16 protein-coding genes, 1 tRNA gene and 3 pseudogenes are annotated in these 24851 nt (G+C 42.1%); 9 read left to right on the top strand and 11 right to left on the bottom strand.

The genetic code is table 11. The annotated features are described in order from the left end of the window. The 4 genes and pseudogenes from CF596_RS09105 to CF596_RS09090 all read left to right on the top strand — a co-directional run. On the top strand, window positions 1–716 hold a 716-nt coding region (locus CF596_RS09105), incomplete at its 5' end, for an IS3 family transposase (RefSeq protein WP_143228679.1). Between the two features lie 133 nt (window positions 717–849). Then, window positions 850–1077 (top strand): hypothetical protein, encoded by a 228-nt coding sequence (locus tag CF596_RS09100; RefSeq protein ID WP_004970172.1) that lies wholly within the window; start codon window positions 850–852, stop codon window positions 1075–1077. Window positions 1078–1282: 205 nt separating this feature from the next. Then, a tRNA-Thr gene (locus CF596_RS09095) sits at window positions 1283–1358 on the top strand. A 362-nt stretch (window positions 1359–1720) separates the two neighbouring features. After that, window positions 1721–1978: pseudogene (locus tag CF596_RS09090) on the top strand (PAAR domain-containing protein); the annotation flags it as partial. Between the two features lie 70 nt (window positions 1979–2048). Here the strand turns inward: CF596_RS09090 and CF596_RS09085 are convergent. The 7 genes from CF596_RS09085 to CF596_RS09055 form a co-directional block, all read right to left on the bottom strand. Further along, entirely contained in the window at window positions 2049–2879 is an 831-nt protein-coding gene (locus tag CF596_RS09085; protein ID WP_096902234.1) for a class I SAM-dependent methyltransferase, read from the bottom strand. 297 nt (window positions 2880–3176) lie between these two features. Continuing rightward, on the bottom strand, window positions 3177–4484 hold the full coding sequence (locus CF596_RS09080; protein WP_004970183.1) for an FAD-dependent oxidoreductase: 1308 nt from the start codon (window positions 4482–4484) through the stop codon (window positions 3177–3179). Window positions 4485–4907: 423 nt separating this feature from the next. After that, window positions 4908–5792, bottom strand: coding sequence for a pirin family protein (locus tag CF596_RS09075; protein ID WP_096902233.1), 885 nt, complete (start codon window positions 5790–5792; stop codon window positions 4908–4910). Window positions 5793–5988: 196 nt separating this feature from the next. Then, window positions 5989–6552, bottom strand: a complete 564-nt coding sequence (gene ahpC, locus CF596_RS09070; protein WP_096902232.1) for an alkyl hydroperoxide reductase subunit C — start codon at window positions 6550–6552, stop codon at window positions 5989–5991. 250 nt (window positions 6553–6802) lie between these two features. Beyond that, entirely contained in the window at window positions 6803–7378 is a 576-nt protein-coding gene (gene ssb / locus CF596_RS09065; RefSeq protein ID WP_096902231.1) for a single-stranded DNA-binding protein, read from the bottom strand. 51 nt (window positions 7379–7429) lie between these two features. Beyond that, window positions 7430–8794 (bottom strand): MFS transporter, encoded by a 1365-nt coding sequence (locus tag CF596_RS09060; protein ID WP_096902230.1) that lies wholly within the window; start codon window positions 8792–8794, stop codon window positions 7430–7432. A gap of 215 nt (window positions 8795–9009) precedes the next feature. Further along, window positions 9010–10095, bottom strand: coding sequence for a DUF475 domain-containing protein (locus tag CF596_RS09055; RefSeq protein ID WP_004970195.1), 1086 nt, complete (start codon window positions 10093–10095; stop codon window positions 9010–9012). A gap of 304 nt (window positions 10096–10399) precedes the next feature. Between CF596_RS09055 and tenA the strand changes: the two genes are divergently transcribed. Further along, entirely contained in the window at window positions 10400–11074 is a 675-nt protein-coding gene (tenA, locus tag CF596_RS09050) for a thiaminase II (protein ID WP_004970198.1), read from the top strand. Window positions 11075–11216: 142 nt separating this feature from the next. Next, entirely contained in the window at window positions 11217–14051 is a 2835-nt protein-coding gene (uvrA, locus tag CF596_RS09045; protein ID WP_096902229.1) for an excinuclease ABC subunit UvrA, read from the top strand. Between the two features lie 117 nt (window positions 14052–14168). Here the strand turns inward: uvrA and CF596_RS09040 are convergent. Further along, window positions 14169–15868 (bottom strand): annotated as a pseudogene (locus CF596_RS09040) (GGDEF domain-containing protein). A gap of 373 nt (window positions 15869–16241) precedes the next feature. On the opposite strand from CF596_RS09040, the gene CF596_RS09035 reads away from it, so the two are divergent. Then, a complete protein-coding gene (locus CF596_RS09035; protein WP_096902228.1) occupies window positions 16242–16424 on the top strand; it encodes a hypothetical protein in 183 nt (60 codons plus the stop codon). 553 nt (window positions 16425–16977) lie between these two features. Continuing rightward, window positions 16978–17850 (top strand): annotated as a pseudogene (omp33-36, locus tag CF596_RS09030) (porin Omp33-36); the annotation flags it as partial. 90 nt (window positions 17851–17940) lie between these two features. Here omp33-36 and CF596_RS09025 read toward each other — a convergent pair. The 3 genes from CF596_RS09025 to CF596_RS09015 all read right to left on the bottom strand — a co-directional run bounded on the left by CF596_RS09025 (window position 17941) and on the right by CF596_RS09015 (window position 20885). Next, window positions 17941–18639: an ion channel gene (locus tag CF596_RS09025; RefSeq protein ID WP_096902226.1), complete on the bottom strand. Its 699-nt coding sequence runs from the start codon at window positions 18637–18639 to the stop codon at window positions 17941–17943. A gap of 202 nt (window positions 18640–18841) precedes the next feature. Next, window positions 18842–20551 carry a cation acetate symporter gene (locus CF596_RS09020; protein ID WP_096902225.1) on the bottom strand — a complete coding sequence of 570 codons (1710 nt, stop codon included), beginning with the start codon at window positions 20549–20551 and terminating at the stop codon, window positions 18842–18844. Between the two features lies 1 nt (window position 20552). Further along, window positions 20553–20885: a DUF485 domain-containing protein gene (locus CF596_RS09015; RefSeq protein WP_096902224.1), complete on the bottom strand. Its 333-nt coding sequence runs from the start codon at window positions 20883–20885 to the stop codon at window positions 20553–20555. Window positions 20886–21070: 185 nt separating this feature from the next. Between CF596_RS09015 and CF596_RS09010 the strand changes: the two genes are divergently transcribed. Beyond that, the gene (locus tag CF596_RS09010) at window positions 21071–24562 is read left to right on the top strand and encodes a PAS domain-containing hybrid sensor histidine kinase/response regulator (RefSeq protein ID WP_096902223.1); all 3492 of its coding nucleotides are present in this window, start codon (window positions 21071–21073) and stop codon (window positions 24560–24562) included. Window positions 24563–24851 lie beyond the last annotated feature (289 nt).

The raw sequence follows: 24851 nt of genomic DNA, 5'->3' as shown, positions 1-24851 counted from the left end.
CAGGTCGATATGGTGTGCGTAAGGTCTGGCAACAATTGAAACGTGAAGGTTATGTTATCGCACGTTGTACAGTTACTCGATTGATGCAGAAGCTAGGTATACAAGGTGTTTGGCGTGGTAAGAATAAACAAACCACCCGTAGCCGAGATGATCAAAAAAGAGCAGATGATTTAGTGAAACGTAATTTTAATGCTGATCATCCTGACCAACTGTGGGTGAGTGACTTTACGTATATTCAAACTCATTCAGGCTGGGTCTATACCGCCTTTATTATTGATGTGTTCTCACGAGCCATTGTTGGATGGAAAGTATCTACACGGATGAATACAGATATGGCACTCGATGCACTTGAGCAAGCATTGCACGATCGAGGCATGCCAAAGAATTTGATTCATCATTCCGATAGAGGTGTTCAATATCTTTCTATTCGCTATACCAATCGTTTAGAAGCTGCAAATTTACGAGCATCAGTCGGTACGACTGGTGATTCATACGATAATGCTTTGGCTGAAACAGTGAATGGCTTATACAAAACAGAGGTGATTGAGTATTTAAAAGCAGATTGGAAAGGTTTAGCGGATGTACAACTTGCGACACTCAACTGGGTAGATTGGTTCAATAAAGAGCGTGTACACAGTGCATTGGGTTACAAGTCGCCTTTTGAGTTTGAAGCAATGTACTATGATAAGATTAACCCGTTAGGTCAGGTGGCCTAACTTAAATAAAAAAGTCTCCGACAAACCCGGTACGGTTCATCTCAGCTTTCTACATAAAAGGGTCATCATTAAGCTTTAGCATAATAAAAGCATGCAAATGCCTTACATATATAACTGCTATTCGGGAGCGAACATGAATAACAGCCAAAATTATGTCAAACAAATTAAAAATGCTAAACGTGGAGGATATACGCCTACCATCGCCAAAGACATCAACAAACATAAGATTCAAAAAGCCATTCGCCTAATTGAACAATGGAGAACGCTCGCAAATGAACTCAAACCACAAATGCAACTTGATATGGCCTTTACCTTAGAAGAATGTGCACAGGATTTAGATCGCATCTTAAGAAATAAATAATCGCTTTTCACACTTCATTTCAAGTTATTTTCTTCAATGAGCCCACCCGCTGGGCTCATTTCATACAAAACCTTCTATGTGATTTCCTCGTTTGTAACGCGCCAAAATACTGTGTACAAAATCTTCAAAAACTCTATGCCCTGCATTAAACGGTTACTTTTTGGCTTGCGCACACGTAAAAATTCTGTAAAATTCTCTACACAACGCCGGCATAGCTCAGTTGGTAGAGCAACTGACTTGTAATCAGTAGGTCCACAGTTCGAATCCGTGTGCCGGCACCATATTAAACCTCATAAGTTTTTAATTTATGAGGTTTTTTGTTTCTATAAACGTATATTTTTATCTTCCTCATGCTGCTCGAATCTCCAATTTATTTAGGGCTTCGATGTATCTGCAAAACTTCAATTGCAATACAAGATTGTGACTTTTCACTTGTTAAATGTATTTTATGATTTAGAATGCTGTACACATATTTCAGATCGTATTTTTATATTGATGGTCTATTTTGTTGATGTTTCATCCATATAAACTGACATTTAAAAATATTTTTGTGAATTAAAATAAAAATTTAAAATTATAAGTCTTAGAAAATTGAGTATTAAAACAATGCTTCTCTAAAATTTTCCAGTTTAAGGAAGACCTCATGGCTCAAAGCTTTGCAACGCATCATTCCATGACCAATCATGGTGGAATCATCCTTGCCAACCAAATGCGTGTTTCTCAAATGGGAAATTTATTTTTAGTGGCGGGTGATGGACATTTCTGCCCTCAGTGCCAACGTTGGTCCACGATTATAAAAAGTCACGATCATATTCTTTTTGATGATAAAGCCGTGGCTTATGTCGGAGATCAATTGACGTGTGGCGCAAAAATTTTACCGAAGCAGTTTCATGTGGTGGGTAGGATTTAAAGCTAAGCATGGACAACTAAACACCGAAAAATCCCATCATCTAACAGCTCATTACAATAGATTAAGCTTTTTCCGCACTCACCTGCACATATTTAATCCAGCCATCTGCATAGAGCTTGGCACATAAACGTGCGGTCATGGCAATTTTAAACCAGTCTGCATCTCGCGTTTGAATTTGATGCTTGAGATGCTGATACACATAATCAGCAAAACCCGCCAAAACCTGTGCCGACAAATCTTCCACCTGAATCTGTTTAAATTCAAACTGTGCCAAGACCGCTCGAAGCTGACTTGCGGACATTAGATCTTTAAAATTGACATCGGCAGATTTTAATAAGGCACGATATTGCAGCTGTTTGAATGCATGTGGTGGCGCTTGTTCTGCCCAAATTAAATAATGAAAGCCCAAACGTCCGTTTGAATTCAAAACCGCACTGACCTGACTTAAAAATGAATTCAAATGACTGTGATATGCTGCATCGATACAGAACACCACATCAAAACGTGGTTGTGGAAAAAGTGCTTTTAAATTTAAAAATGAAGCAGCGTGAATTTTAATATTTGAATTTAAATGTTGTCGAATCGACTGCACATGATGATCTTGTAGCTCAACAGCTTCAAGTCGTTGTATTTGATAGTGTTCCAACCAATATTTAAGACTGGCACCTTGCCCACAGCCTAAATCCAGTACAACATCTTTTGAATTTAAATGCACTGCTGCGGCCAAATGCGCTGCTAAATTTTGACATGCAGCGGGATAATCAGATCCCACTGCATCTGACCAATAACCTAAATTGCTCCACGGCAGTGCGGAAGTATCTCCCAAATATGCCGCTTGAATGGCATATTTATGTTTTGGAAAATGCTGTCGTATCGCCTGTTGCCATTTCATACTGACTCAGTCTAATTCAAAAAAGAGGGGCTGTTGATAATTCATCTATGTTTGCGACAACGCATATTTTTTAGCTGATATAAGGCATGAGGCAGGAAATTTAGTCATTCTAAATGACTGACTCATAACGCAATAGCAGCAAAAAATATGCTCGTCCTGAAAGGCTGTGGCTAAAACTTTCTCAGATTGCGTTATGAAACTTGGCAATAGTCTCGCTATTCCCTGCGTTTCATGCCTGATCTGCTCAGTTTTAGCCTACAGCACAAACCATTTATGAAATATCAACAGACCCTAAACTTAATAACCTAATTGCGGCGCAACCTCAACTTGTGGTTTTAAATCAATAAACGGTAATGGTGCACCAAAAATTTCTGCAATATGCATAGCGGAAGTCACTGCAGATTCTAAAATTGGTAAACCATCGCACGACCATGAACCGCAGAAGAACACTTTACGATTGTCTTGGTGATGGCGCTGCTGCAACTCTTTGTTTAATGCCACTGTCTTTGAATCCACCACAGCGCGGGTTAAAGTTACCGTTGAAATGATCTTTTTCGGATCAATTGGTGTAACTGGACGCCATGTTTGGAACACTGGCGATTTACCGACCAAAGTTGGTTCGATCGAGTTAAGCCATACCGTAAATTGCTGACGAGTAAATTTACGATCCATCATATAACTTAAAACAGACCAATCTTTACGTTTTGGCGGCATCACCGTTTGATCAGTGTGAATCACCAAATCACCCTGCTCGAATTTGAACTGTTTAAGCAATTCAATATCTTCTGCAAATTGTTGATTGTCCAAGAAGTCTTGGACTTTAGTGGTTGGCGTTGCAATCACCACACGGTCAAATGTTTGCGACTGACCCTCAGAATTTTCAACAATTACACCATCTTCTTGTTGATGAACACGAGTAATCGCTGCACCACTTTGAATATTAATACCTTCAATCAACTTATCAACCAATGCAGGCGTGCCACCTTGTAAACGCAATAATGCATCACCATCAGTCAATTGGCGTAAAAATACCAACAATGGTTTTGCTGGCCATTCACCAATGGTTTTAGGGTCACAAGTACAAATGGTGTAAAGCACTGGCATCACTGCACCATGCCAAAACACTTCTTCAATTTCGTTACGGTTGATAAATTCCGCAAGGGTAATGTCTTGGTTTTTAGATTTGAAAAATTTAGCGATGGCTGTTTTTAACTGCAACATGCCTTTTACCAAACGCCAGCCGTATTGTTGTATGCCTTTACGGTTGTTAATGATTGGGAAATTACCAATACGGGTACGGCTTGTGGTCAGCCAAGTTTCGGTACGATCTTCAAATAACCAACTGCACGCCATATAAGTACGCACAGGATAAGTTTTAATGCCTAAATGTGTGGCCAAGCTGAGGGTGTTTTTCCACAAATGTGGATTCATGACCCGTAACGGCGCATCAATTAAACCATCTTCAAATTCGATGCTATGACTGTCCATTCCACGACCAGGCAGCGCCTCAAAAATTGTAATGTTATGCCCTGCATCTTTAAGAATTCTTGCGGTAGCCAGTCCAGCCATACCACTACCGATCACTGCGATATCCAAACCGATCATCCATCTTTTTACATACTTTATGAAATTATGAACCATGCCTAAGGAAAATGAGCTATTAAAAACTACCAGATTGTGTACTTTTCACAGAGAAACAACACAAAGTAGATTGGCAATCTGATTACATTTTTTAACAATCAGGAAGTGCTTAAATAAGCCCTAGAATTTATTCATATTATTTTCTAAACACTATAAATAGTGTTCTAAACCATGTAGATAAATTCACCAGTTTTATAATTTTCGTTTTACAAATAAATGTCTAAACGCTATGATACCAAGCACAAAAATGATAACTACATCACAGATAATTATCATAAAGAATATGATCAATCCGTTAAAACGAGAAACTTTACAGCGTAATAATGATAAAAGCCTCTATCGAATATTCGATAGAGGCTTTTTTCTTGGCTAAGATTTTTTTAAAGCTTAACCTGCTTGATGTTGAATCGGAATTTCACCAAACTTGCCTTGATTAAAATCTTCAAAAGCTTGAATGATTTCCTGCTTGGTATTCATGACAAATGGACCATAGCCTTGAATGGGTTCATTTAATGGCTTGCCTGTCAGCACTAAAAATTGTGTATCTTGCAGTGCTTCAAGCTGAATTAATACTTCGCCATCTTGAGCAAACAACACCACTGAGTGATCTTGCACAAGTTGACTGCCATTGACTCGCACTTCACCTGCCAACACCACCAATAAAGTATTGTGATCCACAGGCACATGCAGCGCTTGAGTCTGTGCAGCTTTCAGTTGTCCATCCCAAACATTGACAGGGCTAAAGGTGCTGGCAGGCCCAGATTGCTCTGCATATTGACCTGCGATAATACGTAAATGCCCCGCCTGATTTTCAAACTCAATTGTCGGAATATGTTGAGATTCAATGGCTTGATAACGTGGCGTCGTCATTTTGTCTGCAGCAGGCAAATTGACCCAAAGCTGTACCATTTCAAACAACCCGCCTTGTGCTGCATAGTCTTTGGAGTGAAACTCCTTATGCACCACACCAGCACCTGCTGTCATCCACTGCACATCACCTGTTTTAATGGTGCCACCACCGCCTGCCGAGTCTTTATGCGTCACTTCGCCCCGATAGGCAAGTGTCACCGTTTCGAAACCGCGATGTGGATGCGAGCCAACTCCATGTTGTGCCGTTGTCGCATCAAAATGATACGGCGCTGCATAATCCAAGAGTAGAAATGGACTGATCGCCTGCCCTAAACGGTCATAAGAAAATAGATTTTTGACTGGAAAACCATCGCCCACCCAATGCATGTTTTGGTTGCGATATAAACCGATTATTTTTTTCATGTGTTACACCTATTGCTAGGAGAATAGATGTTTTGATCTTAATCGCTCATCACACCACAACCTAGTGCAAATTTGGCATACAGCATTGCAAGAATGGAATAATCTTGTTGAAACTTATACATGGTTAAACAAATCATGAGCATAAAAAATCCAGAAGCGAAGTTCTGGATTTTTAAAATTGAGTGCGACGATTCGATTAGATTTTACCAACCAAATCAATAGATGGTGCTAGGGTTGCATCGCCTTCTTTCCACTTGGCAGGGCAAACTTCGCCAGGATGTGCATGCACATATTGCGCTGCTTTTACTTTACGCAATAACTCTTGCGCGTCACGACCAATACCGCCTGCATTGATTTCTACAATTTGGATTTTACCTTCAGGGTCAATCACGAAAGTACCACGATCTGCTAAACCTTCTGCTTCAATCAGCACTTCAAAGTTTTTAGACAATGTCCAAGTTGGGTCGCCAATCATTGGATACTGAATCTTTTTAATTTCTTCTGAGGTGTCATGCCATGCTTTATGGGTAAAGTGCGTGTCTGTAGATACTGAGTAAATTTCTACACCCATTTTTTGGAACTCGGCATATTGATCGGCTAAATCTGCAAGTTCAGTTGGGCAAACAAAGGTGAAATCCGCAGGGTAGAAAAACACCACTGACCATTTACCAATAAAGTCTTGCTCAGATACGTCAATAAATTGACCATTGTGGTAAGCGGTTGCGTTAAATGCTTTGACTTGGATATTGATTAAACTCATGGATGACTCCTCAATTCGTTTCGGGGATTGCTTATCTTGTGTAGCTAGAATACGAAAATCGAAAGAATCGGTAAAACAGTGTTTTTTTATAAAAATAATCGGATTTATGAATTATAAATCCTATCATAGTTTGAAATTTAATCGAGAAAATAGATATTTGCTAAATATCTGCATAAAAAACCCTTTGTCGAAACAAAGGGTTTGGATGATGATTTTCCATTTTAAATCAAATGGCTATCTCTAGTATGTCTCAAAACGGCAAATCATCATCTAAATCTGCAGGTGCGGTTGCAGGCGCAGCTTGTGGCTTCGGTGCAAAACCACTTGGGTTATTGTTGGCATAGCCACCACCCTGATTTTGGTTAAAACCGCCTTGATTTTGATTCGCATAACCTGTGGCTGGAGCTTGGTTCTGATTGCCATAACCGCCTTGGTTATTGTTAAAACGTGGTTGAGCAAAGCCACCATCTTGCTGGTCAGATTGTCCACGGTTAGCAGAGTCGAGCATTTGCATTTGATCGCCACGAATTTCAGTGGTGTAACGCTCTTGACCATTTTGGTCTGTCCACTGACGCGTACGCAATGAACCTTCAATATATACTTTAGAACCTTTGCGTAAATATTGCTGTGCAATCTCGCCTAAACGGTTATGTAAAACAATGCGATGCCACTCTGTTTGCTCTTTACGCTCACCTGTGTTTTTGTCTGTCCAGACATCACTGGTTGCGATAGAAAATTGAGTGAGAGAACCACCATTTGGGAAAGTTTTTGTTTCAGGATCACGACCTAAAGTACCCACTAAAATGACTTTATTTACACCACGCATTAGACGTTTTCTTCCTATTTGTTTCTATTATTTACTTTATAAGAGTTATGCTTAAATGGCTACCTCTTTCCCAAACAAGTGCGTTAATTGTTGTCGCGCAGCATCATCAATTTGCTGTTTATCCACTTTCACATAAGCCACTTGCTGGTCAGACATCACCACGACCTCTTCAATACCACGAATTACCAAAAGTTGAGAAGTCCATTCATCTGTTTCTCGGTTCTCAGGCAAACGCAACACCAAAGACGAAAGATAGCGCGGCTGCGCCAATCCAAAACTAACGAATAGCCAAATTATAGCAATCGCGGTCAAAATACTCCAACCCATTGCGGTGTGGTTGAGCATCAATAATTGTCCGCCAATCATCCCACCAAAGAATGCACCCAAAAACTGACTGCTGGCATTTACACCCATCGCGGTGGCTTTAGATTGAATTGGTGCAGCCTTTGACAACCACGAAGGTAATAAGGCTTCCATAACGTTAAAGGCAATAAAGAATAAACCCAAACCCAATAAAAGGATGTATTTCGATTCAAACCCGAAAATCAGCACCAACAGCCCTAAAATAATACCTGCAATCGCGGTCAGGAAAATGCCACGCATTTTGCGATATTTTTCTGCCAAAACAATGCTTGGAAATGCCACGAACAGACTGACCAACAACAATGGCAAATACACCCAACCATGATGCTGCAAAGGAATATCGGCAAATTGGATTAATTGCGAAGGCACATAAATAAACATGGCAGTCAGCAATAAATGTAGGGTAAATACCGATACATGCAGACGGTTTAAATCGCCCATTTTCAGGACTTGCTTTAACTGAGTGATATAGCCTTGCTGAAAATTACGATGATGACGCGTGACTTTAGGCACCAATAACAACATGAGAATCGCTGCTAGTCCCATCACTGTGGTGACCCAAAATAACCCTGAAATACCAACCCAGCCCGTAAGCCATGGCCCTAAACTAAAGGCCACCACAAAGGACATACCGATACTCATCCCCATCACCGCCATGGCTTTCATGCGGTTTTCTTCGCGGGTCACATCGGCCAGTAATGCCATCACCACGGCAGATACTGCGCCACCACCTGCAATGGCACGACCAATAATCACGCCATAAATGGTGTCAGACATGGCTGCAATTGCACCACCCAAAGCAAACAGTAATAAGCCAAAAACCACCAATGGCTTACGGCTATAACGGTCTGCAATTAAGCTAAACGGAATTTGTAAAATGGCTTGGGTGAGTCCATAAACACCAACGGCAAGACCAATCAGTGCAGGAGTTGAGTATTGATATGACTGCCCTGCTACTGAAAATACAGGAATAATCATGAACAGACCCAACATGCGCAATGCAAAAATACTGCTTAAAGCAAAGGTCGAGCGGCGTTCTAAGGCATTCATCATATCAATCGACTAAAACTAAATAATTTTGAATTTGCAGATATCCTACAACATTCAGCTTAAGGATGCTGATTTTTCCCGATGTTTATTCAACAGACCCTACTTTTTCAATAAAAAAGGGCGCAACGTTGTGCACCCAAATTTATATTTTATACAGTCTTCATCACCGTATTGCTCTGTGATTTCGCGGCAATACAGCAACGGGCATCACCATAGCATTAACCCGCTTTTGCCTGACGTTTTTTAAATTGAATAGATGCAATCACCGCCCAAACAATAAAGGCAACACCAATTAAACCTGTCACCACTTCTGGCACATGCAAGCCTGTACCGCTGGCAATCATAATAAAGGCCAACGCACCAATCGCATAGTGCGCACCGTGTTCAAGGTAAATATAGGCATCCAACGTGCCTTTTTCGACTAAATAAATCGTCATCGAACGCACGAAAATTGCACCAATCGCCAAGCCTAACATGATGATCACCACATCAGAGGTGATTGCAAATGCACCAATGACACCATCAAAACTGAACGAGGCATCTAGCACTTCCAGATATAAAAAGCCCCCAATACCCGCTTTCACCACGCCTGTCGGTACGCCATTTTCGTCATGACGCACAGCATTGCCCTGTTCATCGACCTCTGGTTCACCGCCCAACATGTGACTCAGCACTTGTACGCCAATATAAATCACGATGCCCCAAATACCCGCCATCGTCACCACAAGGCGCTTATCTTCCACCACATTGGCCGCCATGATTAACAAAGTCACTAAGGCCAAAAATACCGACATGGCAGGCACGCTTGCCAGATTGCTCAAACGACGCTCAAACCATCTAAACCAGTGCGTGTCTTTTTCATCATCCAAGAAAAAGTTTAGGAAAACCATCAACAAGAATGCGCCACCAAAAGCAGCAATTTCAGGGTGATGTGCCATCAGTTTAGCCGAATATTGCTTCGGATCATTCAATGCCAGTTGCACCACTTCCATCATGCCCATATCGGCAGTGACCGCCACAATGACCACAGGGAAAATTAAACGCATACCAAAAACTGCAATGATAATCCCCACGGTTAAAAACAGCATTTTCCAGAAATGATCCCAACCGCGCAGCACTGACGCATTCACCACCGCGTTATCAAACGACAACGACACTTCCATAATCGCCAAAATTGCGGTAATGGTTAGTGCGGTAAGCATGGTTTGCACACCTGCTTCTGGGCCATGGGTATAGCCCCAGTATGCAGATAGCGCAAGACACACAATCGAAAATACGATTGAGAAACCAAAATGTTTCATCATGAGAAACGACCTATCACTATATTTTGATCTGAACTTTTCATCTGCCGAATCTGTACCATCAACGCAAAGTACAGTTTTGATTAAGCTTTAACAGATACAAAAATTCTGAAAATTGAATTGCCCGAATTTTAAATCGGACAAAAACTGAGAATGTAAAATTTTATGCTGCAATTATGACGCTTTTTCCTCAACTTCGGCAAAATTCTTCGTATGATTTTTGGTTTCCCGATCAGATACCGTGAAAACCGTGTTTTTCATTCCCAAACTGCTATAGTGAAATGCAACGACATATTAGGAATTTAGGATGCGCTTTTCTCAAGACGCTTGGCAACGTAACCTTGCCCTTTATCACAAGACGCTCGCTTTACCATTTAATCAGGAGTTGGCACAAGGCACCTTAAGTAAAGCTGCTTTTGCACATTATGTGATTCAAGATTCACATTACTTAATTGCCTACGGGCGTGCACTGGCAGTCTGTGCGGCTAAAGCTTTTGATGCAGATGATATTATTCAGTTCGCAGATGCCGCCAAAATCGCAATTGTGGTGGAACGTACCTTACATGACAGCTTTATGCAGGAGTTTGATATTTCCAAACAGGAATTTGAAAGTACTCCGCTGACCCTTGCCTGTCATCACTACACTTCTTATTTAGTCGCAACCGCATGGTCAGAAAGCTATCCTGTGGTATTGGCATCACTACTGCCATGTTTCTGGATTTATGCCGAAGTTGGTAAAGATATCGTCAATAATTCTGCACCGAATAATCCGTATCAGGCATGGGTCGATACCTATTCGGGCGAGGAATTCCACACCGCAGTCAATAATGTGATTCAAACCATAGACCGTGTTGCTGCGCGCTGTGATGCCGATACCCTTGAAAAAATGCACCACGCCTACACCAAAGCTGCAGAACTGGAATGGTTATTCTGGGATAGCGCCTATCATCAACGTCAGTGGCCGGGTTTAGATCAAGCTTAACGGCCGCCCTCACGCACCGTATGGGGATCACTCCATACAGTGCGACAAGCCATGACCGATAAAGCATGAAAAATAACACTTGAACAATTTTCATGCGCTATCATATATAGGTTTTTCATTTGCAAAATATCGAGAAGTTTTTATGAGCCAAAGTCATATCCGTATTCGAGGTGCACGTACCCATAACCTAAAAAACGTGAACCTTGATATTCCACGCGATAAATTTGTGGTAATTACGGGTTTATCTGGTTCAGGAAAATCTTCACTGGCGTTTGATACCCTTTATGCCGAAGGACAGCGTCGTTATGTCGAATCGCTTTCTGCATACGCACGCCAGTTTTTATCGCAAATGGAAAAACCTGAAGTCGACTCGATTGAAGGTCTAAGTCCCGCAATTGCCATTGAACAGAAATCGACCAGCCATAACCCGCGTTCAACCGTGGGTACCATTACCGAAATTTACGACTATTTGCGTTTACTGTATGCACGTGTCGGCACACCTTACTGTCCTGAACATGATTTACCAATGGTGGCGCAAACTGTTTCAGAAATGGTCGATGCTGTAAAAGCACTGGAAGAAGGCACTGCCTTAATGCTACTCGCGCCTGTGATTCGTGAGCGTAAAGGCGAATATGTGCATCTGTTTGAACAGCTACAAAGTCAGGGTTTTGTACGCGCCCGAGTTGATGGCGAAGTCATGGACATTGACCCACCACCAGAACTCGATAAAAAGAAAAAACATACCATTGAAGTGGTGGTAGACCGTTTTAAAGTCCGAGATGATTTGGGCAACCGTATTGCCGAAAGCTTTGAAACTGCACTGCGTTTAGGTGGCGATTTAGCCATTTTATCGTGGATGAATGCGGAACAACCTGATCGTATTTTTTCGGCCAAGCACTCTTGCCCGCAATGTGACCGTGCCGTGGCAGAACTTGAACCGCGCCTGTTCTCATTTAACAACCCTTTTGGCGCTTGTCCAACTTGTGATGGTTTGGGGACACGTAGCCATTTCAGTGCGGAAAAATTGATTCCAAACCCTGAACTGTCGATTAGTCAGGGCGCAATTCGCGGCTGGGACAGACAGCGTCCGTATTATTACAGCATGCTGGAAAAAGTCGCGGCACATTATGAACTCTCACTCGATACGGCATGGAATCAGCTGGACAGCGTGACACAAAAGAAATTCCTGTATGGCACAGGTAAAGACAAAATTGACCTGAGCTATACTGATGAACGTGGACGCCACCATAAACGTGTGATTGCGTTTGAAGGCGTGTTACCGCATTTAGAACGTCGTTACCGTGAAACCGAAAGTAATTATGTACGTGATGATTTGGCGCAGTATTTATCTAATGCTGCCTGTGATGCCTGCGGTGGTTCACGTTTAAATGAAATCTCTCGTAATGTCCGCGTGAAAGACAAAACCATTGCTCAAATTACCCAAATGTCGATTGGCGATGCCGAAGACTACTATCAAGGCTTAAATCTTGAAGGGGCCAAAGGTGAAGTCGCAGATAAAATCTTTAAAGAAATTCGTGAACGTCTGCACTTTTTAGTGTCGGTGGGTTTGAATTATTTAAGTCTGTCACGCTCCGCCGAAACTCTTTCAGGCGGTGAAGCACAACGTATCCGCTTGGCATCTCAAATTGGTGCGGGGCTTATGGGCGTGATGTATGTGCTAGATGAACCTTCAATTGGCTTGCACCAGCGTGACAATGATCGCCTGTTGGAAACCCTGATTCGTTTACGTGACTTGGGTAACACAGTGTTAGTGGTAGAACACGATGAAGATGCGATTCGCGCTGCCGACCATATTATTGATATTGGCCCAGGTGCAGGTGTGCATGGTGGACATATTATTGCCGAAGGCACCTATGCAGAACTGGCCGAACATGCAGACTCCCTAACAGGGCAGTATTTATCGGGCAAATTAAAAATTGAAGTGCCGAAAACGCGCACCCAACCGCCACATCCCGAACAACAAATTAAGCTAATGGGCGCAGCAGGACATAACCTGAAAAAAGTGGATCTCACTTTGCCTTTAGGGGTAATGACTTGTGTCACAGGCGTGTCGGGTTCAGGAAAATCCACCCTAATTAACCGTACTTTGTTGCCTTTGGCTGCAACACAATTAAATGGCGCAACTACATTAACCGCAGAAAAATTCGACTCGATTGATGGTTTGCAATATTTAGATAAAGTGGTGGATATTGACCAAAGCCCGATTGGGCGAACGCCACGCTCGAACCCCGCGACCTATACAGGCTTGTTCACTCCAATTCGTGAGCTGTTTGCGCAAACCCCTGAAGCTAAAGCACGTGGCTATGCAGCAGGACGCTTCTCCTTTAACGTTAAAGGTGGACGCTGCGAAGCTTGTGAGGGTGATGGCATGATTAAAGTTGCCATGCACTTCTTGCCAGATATGTACGTGCCTTGCGATGCCTGTCATGGTAAACGCTATAACCGCGAAACTTTGGAAGTCAGTTATAAAGGTCGCAATATTTCTGATGTTTTGGAAATGACCGTTGAAGATGCCATGCATTTCTTTGATGCCATTCCTGTGATTCATCGTCGGTTGGAAACGTTAAATCAGGTTGGCTTGGGTTATATCCGCCTTGGTCAATCAGCTACAACTTTATCTGGCGGTGAAGCACAGCGCGTAAAACTGGCGCGTGAACTGGCCAAACGAGATACAGGCAAAACCCTGTATGTACTGGATGAACCGACCACTGGTTTGCACTTCCATGACATTGCCAAATTGCTCGACATCCTGCATGAGCTACGCAACAAGGGTAATACCATTGTGGTGATTGAACACAACCTAGATGTGATTAAAACTGCAGACTGGATTGTCGATTTAGGCCCTGAAGGTGGTGCAGGCGGTGGACAAATCATTGCCGAAGGCACACCTGAAACTGTCGCAAAATCTAAAGTTTCACATACCGCAAAATTTTTAAAACCCATGCTGAAAGGCTAAATAGATTATTTCAGTTTTTAGCCCATCCAACTTTAAATACAGATTCAGCACAAAACCTGTGCTGAATCTTTCACTCTAGGCTTTTTATCATTTCGGAATGGGATCACTTACTGCAACTTACCCACCAGCAACGGCATTGCGCCCACGTGCTTTGGCTCTAAATAAGTGTTTATCGGCTTTTTCCAACAATCTGCTCCATGACGCAGCACCTACCGCCACGCCAGCACTGACTGACACTTGAATATAATCATTCAGTTCTGGAATAAAAATTTCTTGATTTACAATATGACAGCGCAATTTATCTGCCAAATACAGCGCCTCAGTAAATTCTATTTGCTCAATCAAAACCAAAAATTCATCGCCACCATAACGCACCACCAAGTCTGAGGCACGGACATGCGCCTTGAGTGTATCGGCAATACATTTTAAAGCTTGGTCACCTACCACATGCCCGAAGGTATCGTTAATGTGTTTGAATTTATCCACATCCATAATAATCAGACCAGTTTTGCTCAATTTTTCAGGTCGATGTTCTAAATATTTGATGTATTCCTCAAGCGCCAAACGGTTGGAAACACCAGTTAAGGCATCGGTATTGGCAATATTACGCAGCTGAAATTCTAAAATATCACGTTGCTCTAGGCGTTGTTTTAGTTTTTGAATAGCCTCCAAGAGCGTTATCTTGTCTGGATTTTGCGTACCTTGAGCTTCATCTTCATAAGCTGCCAAACGTAAAATTTGGCTGCGTGCCTGAATTAAAGGAATAAAGACCTTTGAGCGCGCATAGACCATGGTGAAAATAGCAGCCAATAACGAAATAATTGACGCTACTAGGGTTAAAATGAAAATACGCTGAGCTTGATGATAATCTTTGTGCGCAACCTGCAAACTGTGCGCTAATATAAATGACTGCAAACTGACCACAGTGTTGAATTTATCCACCATTTTTTGGGTGAGTTCAGTGCCTGTCAATGAATAGGGTTGCCCATCAATACTTTGCTGAATCAATTGATTGACGATAGGAATTCCATCATCCAGAAACTCCTTTTTAATTGATCATGCAAAATATTATATTCAGGAATTTTATGTGCTTCAGGCAAAATGGTATGGATTAAATCCCACAAATAATAAGCTTGGCGTTGGGTTTGCAAAGAGCTCGCCAAATTAGTTTCAGGAATTTTTTCAGCAAACGTTACCGCGGCAATAATATTGGATGCCACCCTTCCCGCTTGATCACGCAAATCTGAAAGAACAAAAATCACACTATAATAGGTCGATACCGATGAGTCTTTTGCCACTGAATCGAGCATGACGTGTTTCAGCACATGCTGAGAACTGTCCCATGCCGCAAACATTTTTTGAATCGCATGATCCATCTGTTGAGAGCTACGCAAATGCTGTGGAGTTGCTGCATATTCATCGACCGCCTGACGCCCTTGTTCTAAAGCGGTCTTTAATTGATGCGATAAATGATGCGCATGGATAATAAAACCTTCTTTTCTTAAAATATTGATGGTCTGTTCTACTTGTTGATCCACGCCAGCACGGTACGCTTTCAGTTCTTGTAAATTTTGCTGAAATTCAGCTGCTGAACTCGACATGACTTTATTCGCAGGCGCTCGTTCACGCGAAATACTATTGGTCAGTTCAGCCACTTTGCCTAATACGGAAATTTCAATTAAAGCACGTTTTGTTTTTTGATAACTCTGATAACTATTCACCATCAGAGGAACGCAAATAAAAAGCAATGACACGATAATAATGATCATCGAGATCAACAGTCGCTGACTGATATGCTCTGTGCGCAATTTCATCATCATGCTAAGTTTCACCTACGTCATTATAACTGTGCAAAATCGTGGACTTGATCACTTAATCGGCGACTATATTACATGAGCAATCTTTAAATTACTTACAAAAAAGATAATTAATTCACTTATATTTTAAAGCCGTCTAACTAAGTCATCTCATTCAAGAAAATTTCTAAAAGCATGCCCTGCGCCGACTTACCTAAAACAACAAATACAAAAAATAATGTTTCAGCATGCAGAAAATATTTTACAGATGCAACATTTGGGTGCATAATGCACCTCATTAGGGCGAGTTTAGTTTTTCCTCAGCAGTAAACTAAATTTACCCGCAAATTTTGGCGAAAAATCCCAGTTTTTGAAAGAAAACTGGGATTTTTTTATGGGTTTTGATCATATCACACCCTCATACTGCACCATATCGGTGCAATTTTCGCAAAACCATTTGCGTTTTCACATGCAAAAAAAACCCAACCTTGGGGAAAGTTGGGCAGATAAAAAGCAAACAATTATGGAGAATCAGATCGCACTACTGGATGAACCAAGCTTAGGATTTGATGGTTAAATTATGAGATAAGTCACATAATTTACAAACCCGACTTAAGTAGTAGGACTTCATGGTGGAATTATGAAATAAATCACAGTTTATGTAAAGCCCAGTCAACTAGTCTGATTTATTTTTATACAAATAGTCAAAATTAATGTGATTAAATTCACATTATGCCGACTATTCCACTCAAATTTATTCTGAACAGACCCTATTTTTAGTTTGTTTTTTATCCAAAAATCATGATTTCACCCTAAAACAGGTGAATTTTTCCGTTATTCTTCACTCTCCAAGAATTATTATTACAGATAATTTCAATTAAATTTATCGATTAACCCAATTAATGCTTTGCTTATTATTTCTACTTTTGTTGCAAAAACGAACATATCGACTTGTTATCCATACAGTTTTTAGGTTGACAGCAAAAATTTTATTTGAATATTTTTTAAACACCAAAGTCAATTGGACTTAATTCTTAAATAAAGTCCTTTTAGTTCATTGATTTAATAATTTGTTACACTAAAATGATCAATGTTTCATCCATTTTTAACAAAACTGGTAACTATCATGAAAAAAACTCGGTTTAGCCACTGCATTATTATTAGCCATGACCGGTGCTCAAGCGTACCAATTCGAAGTTCAAGGTCAATCTGAATACATCGACAATACAGTAAACGATAAGAATTTCACTGGTGCTGTTCAAGGTACTTACTACTTCAAAAATGTTGATGCGACTAAAGGTCCATTGGCTGAAGCTGCATTCTTAAACCAAGCGTCTAACTTCTCTTTAGCATACAACTATGGTGAATATGACGAAGATGGTTTAGATATCGTTTCTCACACATATGGCGCTAAAGCTGAAGCGTATGTACCAACTCAATTGGTTCCAGTTTATGCAAGTGCAGCATATAGCCATACAATTAATGACAGCAAAAATAACCTTGAGTTTGATGACCAAGGCGACCGTTATGCCTTAGAACTTGGTGCAGTAGTAGCGCCGAACTTCTTAGTTGCTGTAGGTTATACAAGCGTTGCAGACCAAACTTCTTATGATGCTTTCAACATCCTTGCTAATGGTGTTGCTAAAGCAGCACTTGAGTCGGGCACAATCAATCAAGATCAAGATGCAATCACTGCACGTACAAAATACGTAGGCGCAATTGACGGCACCAATATGGCTGTTGGTTTTGAAGCAGGTCTTGTATATGGTGAAGATACTATGTACAACTTAAAAACAGATCTTTACTTAACACCAGCGCTTAGCGTAGGTGCTTCTTATGTAGAAACAAGTGCTGACTCTGTTGTCGATTCTGCTTGGGGCGCGAACGTAAACTACTTCATCACTCCTGCAGTTGCAGTTGGTGCTAGCTATGTAAATGCGAATGCTGTAGGCGAAGCTGTTGACACTCAAACTGTTGGTGTAAACGCTAAATTCCGTTTCTAATTTCACATTAGACACTGAAGTTAAAAAAGACGCTCATCTGAGCGTCTTTTTTATGCCTGAAATATGTCATGAAAAATTTGAACTGCCGTTTTACTCAGATGAATCATCATGGTGATGATGCGGTAGGTGGCGAATGTACTGCAATGCGATTAAACGTGACACGATCAATGCCAAATACATTACTCCACAGAACATTTGCAACATGGCAATCACCCGTGCTTCGGGACTGATCGGTATAAGGTCGGATAAGCCTGTCGCGGACTGCAAACTAAAACTTAAAAACAGTAAATCAAGCCAGCTTTGCAAACCTGCAGCATTTGGGTTCTGAAAACTTTGCGGAATCAAAATTTGACAGATGCTATATAAAAAAGCAAAACCCCAAGCGATTAAGGTAAATACCGCTGCAGCAGCAAACAACTCATCTTTGGTTAAGTAACGGTCATGAAACATATAGCGCAATAAACCATAAGCGGCACTAAAATAAGCTGCAGCTTCACAGGCATGACTCATCACCAGAATAAGTGGATGCCGCACACCCAGTAAAATAAAGAATGAAAAGAACAAAGCCGCATACACAAAACTTAGCCCCAAAACACTCAACATTGGCGTTTGTCGAATCACTTTGGCGATGAGCAGCAACACCAATACCCCTACCATCCAAGTGATGACTTTATAGGGCATATGGTGATGCGCAAAGAGTGAGAGCAGCAAAATCACAAACTGCAAAAACAACAGCCATGCCGAAGGCAAAACCCGAAACTTTTTCCAGACATTGTCTAATATGTACATATATCTGCTGCCTATTCTTTTTATATTGCATCCAACATAGCAGCTTATTTGCGCATGCAATGCAATCTCTCTGTATCAAAATTGCATATCTCAATAACCGTATCCACAAATGCTCAAAATATTTATCGGCATGCTTGCTCAAGCCAACATACAGGCATAAAAAAAGTCCCATGACTGGGACTTTTTTGAGGTGTTTCAGACCTTAGTGGTCAGATGCACCAGAGATACCAATACCTGTTTGTGAGCGTACGAACTGTGCATCGAATGCTTTACGTTCAGCTTGTGCTTGCGCAGAGTTATCTGTAATAGAGAAGAACCAGCAGCAGAAGAATGAAAGTGGCATTGCAAAGATCGCAGGACCGTTAAATGGGTTGATTGGTGTATCAGAAATTTGCAGCGTATCGACCCAAACTGCTTTAGACAATACAATCAAGGTTACTGCTGAAGCTAGACCAGCAACACCACCGATTACCGCACCACGAGTCGTTAAGCCTCTCCAGAACATCGACAATACCAGTACTGGGAAGTTCGCACATGCCGCTACAGAGAATGCTAAACCAACCATGAACGCAACGTTTTGTTTCTCGAAAAGAATACCCAAGATCATTGCGAAGATTGCTAAGCCTAAAGTTGCAATTTTAGACATGCGAAGTTCAGATTCAGGAGTCGTTTGACCTTTCTTGAATACGTTAGCATACAAGTCGTGAGAGATTGCTGAAGCACCAGACAATGTCAAACCAGCTACAACCGCAAGAATTGTTGCGAATGCTACCGCTGAAATGAAGCCCATGAACAAGTCACCGCCAACTGCGTCAGACAAGTGCACCGCAGCCATGTTGTTACCACCAACAAGTTCTAACTTGCCAGTAACTGCCATTTTCGCAACATCAAGGAATTGTGGGTTGTTTGATACATAAAGGATCGCACCAAAACCAATGATGAACGTTAATAGGTAGAAGTAACCAATGAAACCTGTAGCAACTACAACTGATTTACGCGCTTCTTTTGCATCTTTTACAGTGAAGAAACGCATCAAGATATGTGGTAAACCTGCAGTACCGAACATTAATGCAAGACCAAGCGAGATTGCATCAATTGGGTTAGAGGCTAACTTACCAGGACCCATAATGTTTGCAGCATCTGCCAAGCTCAAGTCATGTACTTTAGAGAATACTTGGATTGATTGCTCGAACATGTTAGTGAAGCTGAAGCCCACACCTTTCATTACCATGAAGGCCATGAAAGTTGCACCTGAAAGTAACATCACCGCTTTGATGATCTGTACCCAAGTTGTTGCCAACATACCACCGAACATTACGTAAGCCATCATGAGTAGACCCACGATTACTACAGCAAGGTTGTAGTTCAAACCAAAGAGTAGTTTGATTAACTGGCCCGCACCTACCATCTGTGCAATCAGATAGAACGCAACTACAACAAGTGAACTGAATGCTGCAAGGGTACGTACTGGCTTTTCAGCTAGACGGAACGATACCACGTCAGAAAGGTTATATTTACCTAAGTTACGTAAACGCTCAGCAATCAAGAACAATACAATTGGCCAGCCCACCATGAAGCCTAGTGAATATAGCAAGCCATCAAAGCCTGACATAAACACCATTGCGGAAATACCGAGGAACGATGCTGCTGACATATAGTCACCTGCAATCGCTAGACCATTTTGGAAACCAGAAATACCACCGCCTGCGGTATAGAAGTCCTTAGTACTCGTGGTTTGCTTCGCTGCCCATTTAGTAATGAACAAAGTTGCGCCAACGAAAATCAAGAACATAATAATTGCTGGCCAGTTGGTTGGCTGCTGTTCTGCTGCACCTAAATCTGGTCCTGCAAATGCCATACCTGACATTAATACAGTAGACGCAGCCAGTGCTTTCAATGAATTCCATTTCATCTTAGTGCGGTCCTTTCTCATGTGTAATTGCTTCAACTTCACGCATCGCTTCTTCATTCAACTGGTCAAGTTTGCCATTCGCAATTGATGAGTAAACTGCACATAAAATGAAAGATAAAACGATAATGCCCAGACCCAGTGGAATACCCCAAGTCGTCACACCACCTGAAATTGAACTCAATAAGAATTCTTTGTTATAGCCCACTAAAAGCATAAAACCTACGTACACAAACAACATGATTGCTGTTAATGTCCAGCTTAGGTTACTTTTTCTGCGAACCATTTCTTTGAATTTTGGGTTTTGTAGAATACGATCTACTTGTACCTCATCCATAACCTGCTCCTTCAAGCGCCCTGCCTTAGGCGCAAATTTTTAATTCGAATTATTTCGAACTTAAAATTAACAATGTTGGAGCCGATTTGCAATTTAGACTTTGGTCGCTAAAAAAATGATCAACCTCAGCGCAAAGGCAATGGAATAGGCTATCATAGCCCTATTGTCGATACTTTTAAGGCATCATGAACAGCTGGCTCATTATGGGGGTTTTAGCCCTCTATATCGCATTACTTTTTATCTGTGCTTTCTATGGGGAAAAACACGCCAGTCGTTTAAGCACGCGTGGGCGCATGCTCATGTTCAGCTTAACTTTAGGGGTGTACTGTTCATCATGGACTTTTTATGGTGCAACGGGCGCAGCCGTTCGTGAAGGGATCATTTTTTTACCCATTTATTTAGGGCCATTGCTGTTTGTCGCTGTTGGTTATGATATTTGGCGACGTTTAGGTCGAGTGCGACAACACCACGCCATTTCATCGATTGCTGACTTTGTTGCTGCACGTTACGGTAAAAGCGGGCCATTGGCATCACTGGTCACAATTTTGGCGGTGATTGCAATTATTCCCTATTTGGCTTTGCAATTACGCGCAATTGCGCTGAGTGCCGCAGTGATTTTGGATCAAAGCACCAATGTTGAAAGTACCACCAATGCGGTGTTATTCCTGACAGGTTTATTGGCTATTTTGGCGATGCTGTTTGGTACTCGACAAATTGCCAATACCGAACAACACGGCGGCTTAATGCTTGCGGTTGCCTTTGAGTCCTTTGTCAAACTATTTGCCTTGCTGGCTGTGGCCTTCTTCTTTGTATTTGAAGCGCCTGACAATATTCATCAAATTGCCAATGATGTTTCAATTACCTTCCATGAAGTACAGCTGTTTGGTGTGCCTGAAACCTTTTGGGTGCAAACCTTATTGGCGGCATTAGCGATTATTTGTTTGCCGCGTCAGTTTCACGTTGCTGTGGTCGAACTGCGCGATGAAAAACATATTCGGGGTGCGCGTCGCTGGTTTGCCGTTTATCTGATTTTAACCACCATCGCGATTGTTCCAATTGCCAGTTGGGCCTTGCACGCAGCTCCGCAATATTTAGCCATCCCAGATGTAGCGGTTTTGTCTTTGCCACTCAGTTATAACCAAGACTGGTTGACGCTGTTGGCGTTCTTGGGAGGATTCTCCGCCTCAACAGGCATGCTATTGGTATCTTCAGTAGCACTGTCGATCATGCTGAGTAATGACCTGATCATGCCTGCCTTGTGGCGCATGGGCATTTTCTCACGCCATGACAAGCGCTTGCCTTTGGTACTGAAATTCACCCGACGCATTTGTATTTTAGCGGTGATGCTGCTCGGCTTCCTGTTCTTCAACTTCTTTAACGATATTGATCAACTTTCTGTGTTTGGCTTGTTGGCCTTTAGTGCAGTGGCACAGTTCTCCCCTGCCCTGATTGGGGGGTTATATTGGCGTGGTGGCAGTAAACAGGGCGTTTATGCAGGCTTAATTGTTGGATTTGCGATGTGGGCCTATACCCTGCTACTTCCGACTATTTTACGCAGCCTGCCAAGTCAGTTCAGCGAGTTTACCCGTGAATTTTTATTGCTGGGACCTTTAGGCATCAACTGGTTACGCCCTGAAGCCTTGCTTGGCTTTGAATCTTTTGCCCCGCTCACACATGGGGTAGTTTGGGCGCTCGGTTTAAATATTTTGTTATATGTTTGGGTGTCACGTATTTTCCGCCCAAGTGTGGCAGAACAGATTCAGGCCGAAAGTTTCTTTTATTATGAAACCAAGCCTTTGCCAACTCAGAACATGAGCAACGAGGTCAGCTATTCACATCAGGATGTAGCGCGTTTAAAAGTAGGCGATTTAATCACACTGGCAAAACGCATTACAGGCGAATCTCCAACCCGACAAGCCTTTGAGCAGTTTAGTCAGCAAAATAATGTGGTGCTGAATGAAAATGCCAATGCCAACGGCATGTGGTGGCGTTTTACCGAACAATATTTGGCAGGCACCATTGGTGCAGCATCTGCGCGTACTTTGCTCACCACTGCCATGGTCAATAACGGACTCGCTTTAGGGCAAGTTGCGAATATTCTTGACCAAGCCTCACAATGGCAACGCTTTAACCAAAACCTAATCATGACCATGATTGACCACATGACCCAAGGCGTGAGTGTGGTAGATGAAAATATGTGTTTGGTAGCATGGAATAATCAATATCTCAAACTATTTGATTATCCTAAAGATATTGTCTATGTCGGGTGCCCAATTGCCGATTTGATTCGCTATAACGCAGAACGTGGTGAATGTGGTCCGGGCTCAATTGAAGAACACGTGCGTAAACGTATTCACTGGATGAAAATGGGCAGTGCGCATGAGTTTGAGCGCATCCGTAAAGATGGCCGTGTCATTCAAATGCGTGGCAACCCAATTGAAGGCGGTGGTTTTGTAACCACCTTTGCCGATATTACTGCCTTCCGTGAAAATGAAGCCGTACTTGAAGCACGGGTGCAGGATCGTACCCAACAATTGGCCGATGCCTTGTCCGAACAACAATTGGCTCGTGAACAAGCCGACAAAGCCAATATGTCCAAAAGCCGCTTTATTGCCGCAGCCAGCCATGACTTATTACAACCTATGCATGCAGCGCGCTTATTCAGTACGGCTTTAGAGCAAAGTATTCAGTCCGATGAAGACCGTAAAACCCTGCAACAACTGGATCGTGCCCTGCATGGTGCAGAAAGTATGCTCTCGGCCTTGTTGGATATTGCCCGTTTGGAAGGCGGTACGATTCAGCCGAAACGTCAGGCTTATCCACTGCATGACTTACTCAGCGATTTAAGCCTGCAATTTAAATCCATTGCGGCACAACGTGGCATTGAATTCCGTGTGCATGACGTACAGTTCTGGATTGATACCGACCCACAATGGATTCGTCGTATTATTCAAAACTTTGTCAGCAATGCGCTGCGCTATACCGCCAAAGGGCGTGTTGTGGTAGGGGTACTGCGTTCTGCCGAGCATCCACAGCATATTCGGATTGGGGTTTGGGACACAGGCCCAGGCATTGCCGAAGAACAACGCATTAAACTGTTTCAGGAATTTGAACGTTGTGGACATACTTCACCTTGGGGTGAGCAAGGTCTGGGCTTAGGCTTGGCGATTGTGCAGCGTATGACCAGTTTGCTGAACTACCCTGTGCATGTCTATTCGGAATTGGGCAAAGGCTCGTGCTTTATGATTGAAGTGCCGATTGTCGAAGCTCCAAAAGTAGTGGCTGCACCTGTGCAAGTGGTGCCGTTGAAAACCAAAGCCTATAAAATTTTGTGTTTAGACAATGATGAAACCATTTTGGAAGGCATGGCGACCCTGCTGAGTAAATGGGGCTATCACGTATTTAAAGCCACCGAACCTGAACAAGCAATTGAGTTGATTCAACGTGAGCACATTCAAGTTTGGTTGGTCGATCAGCACTTAAATGACGATAAAATCGGTTTAGATTTTATTCTGGAACATCGTCAAGCCGATGTACCTGTGGCGTTAATTACTGCTGACTCTGATCCAGAACTACCGCAACGCTTAAAAGAACTCAACATCGTCTTGCTGAAAAAACCATTAAAACCAGCATCGCTACGTTCTTGGTTATCGGGTCTGAAAATTTCGGAGACTTGATTCACATACCTAACTTTGGCTAATTTGGGGCGCTCATCCCACAGAGATAAAGCTGAGATGAACGCACCGACCTTGTTACATTTTCTGGTTTGGTTACATTTGTTAGTCTGATGACCAAGCTTCACTTTACATAGCGAAATATGGCTACAATGAAAATCCAACACATTTGCTGTCAATATTGACAGCGATTGACCTGATGCAGCACACCAATTGACCAAACTTTTCAAAAACACTGCCTTTTGATGCGCTACAATTCACATTAAATATCATGGTCAGATTCGCTATAGCA

The sequence above is a fragment of the Acinetobacter sp. YT-02 genome (assembly GCF_002412355.1).
In the GTDB taxonomy this organism is placed as follows: Bacteria; Pseudomonadota; Gammaproteobacteria; order Pseudomonadales; family Moraxellaceae; genus Acinetobacter; species Acinetobacter towneri.
The sequence above is the reverse complement of the archived record's forward strand: the minus strand, read 5'-3'. Positions and strand labels throughout refer to the sequence as shown.